A 1,632-nucleotide genomic window follows, 5' to 3' on the forward strand; every position below is an offset into this window, starting at 1 on the left:
TTTTGCGTCTATAGTCATGATGTCAAATGAACGCGTTTCGACAGGAAATCATCATGAATAAATATCAGGCAGTTATTATTGGTTTTGGCAAGGCTGGAAAAACATTAGCCGTCACGCTGGCAAAAGCAGGTTGGCGTGTGGCTCTCATCGAACAATCAAATGCAATGTATGGCGGGACCTGTATTAATATCGGCTGTATCCCAACCAAAACATTGGTTCATGACGCACAGCAGCACACAGATTTTGTCCGTGCCATACAGCGTAAAAATGAAGTGGTTAATTTTTTACGTAATAAGAATTTTCATAATCTTGCGGATATGCCCAATATCGACGTGATCGACGGCCAGGCGGAGTTTATCAATAATCATAGCCTGCGTGTTCATCGGCCTGAGGGAAATCTGGAGATTCATGGCGAGAAAATTTTTATTAATACCGGTGCACAAGCCGTGGTTCCGCCAATTCCTGGAATTACCACCACGCCTGGTGTATATGACAGCACCGGATTACTTAATCTAAAAGAATTGCCTGGGCATTTAGGTATTTTGGGCGGCGGATATATTGGCGTTGAGTTCGCCTCTATGTTCGCTAATTTTGGCAGCAAAGTAACCATTTTAGAGGCAGCTTCGCTGTTTTTGCCTCGGGAAGATCGGGATATTGCTGATAATATCGCGACGATTTTACGCGATCAGGGCGTCGATATTATCCTCAATGCCCATGTGGAGCGAATCAGTCACCATGAAAATCAAGTGCAAGTGCATAGCGAGCACGCCCAACTGGCGGTGGATGCACTGTTAATAGCTTCCGGTCGTCAACCGGCTACCGCTTCGTTACATCCAGAAAATGCCGGTATCGCAGTAAACGAGCGCGGGGCAATTGTCGTTGACAAGCGATTACATACCACCGCAGACAATATTTGGGCGATGGGAGATGTTACCGGCGGGCTGCAATTTACTTACATATCACTGGATGATTACCGCATTGTACGTGATGAGTTACTGGGTGAAGGCAAACGTAGTACTGATGATCGGAAAAATGTGCCTTATTCCGTATTTATGACACCGCCCCTGTCCAGGGTTGGTATGACAGAAGAACAAGCCAGAGAGAGTGGTGCTGATATTCAGGTGGTGACATTGCCTGTAGCTGCAATTCCGCGCGCCAGAGTGATGAACGATACCCGTGGGGTATTAAAAGCGATTGTTGATAATAAAACCCAACGTATATTAGGGGCATCACTGCTGTGTGTTGACTCCCACGAGATGATCAATATAGTGAAAATGGTGATGGATGCCGGGCTGCCTTATAGCATATTACGCGATCAGATATTTACTCATCCGTCGATGAGCGAATCACTCAATGATCTATTTTCATTAGTCAAATAAACTCAAAATCAGACGCCAGAACAAATATTCTGGCGTCTCAGAGAAAAGAATCTTATTAATTCTCTGTTACTCTATAACTTCTTAATCACTTCATTGATGGTATTTTATATGTTTAAAAAATCTGTTTTATTTGCAACACTATTATCTGGCGTTATGGCATTTTCCACCAATGCAGATGATAAAATAATTCTGAAACATATCAGCGTCTCGTCAGTATCAGCATCACCGACAGTTCTGGAGGATACCATTGCTG

Annotated in this window: 1 protein-coding gene; it reads left to right on the forward strand. The window is 43.8% G+C overall.

Translation table 11 applies throughout. The features are described from left to right. The first annotated feature begins 53 nt into the window (after positions 1-53). The gene (gene rclA / locus INT33_RS20910) at positions 54-1,379 is read left to right on the forward strand and encodes a reactive chlorine resistance oxidoreductase RclA (RefSeq protein WP_004117991.1); all 1,326 of its coding nucleotides are present in this window, start codon (positions 54-56) and stop codon (positions 1,377-1,379) included. Positions 1,380-1,632 lie beyond the last annotated feature (253 nt).

The organism is Halomonas colorata (assembly GCF_014897985.1).
Lineage (GTDB): Bacteria > Pseudomonadota > Gammaproteobacteria > Pseudomonadales > Halomonadaceae > Vreelandella > Vreelandella colorata.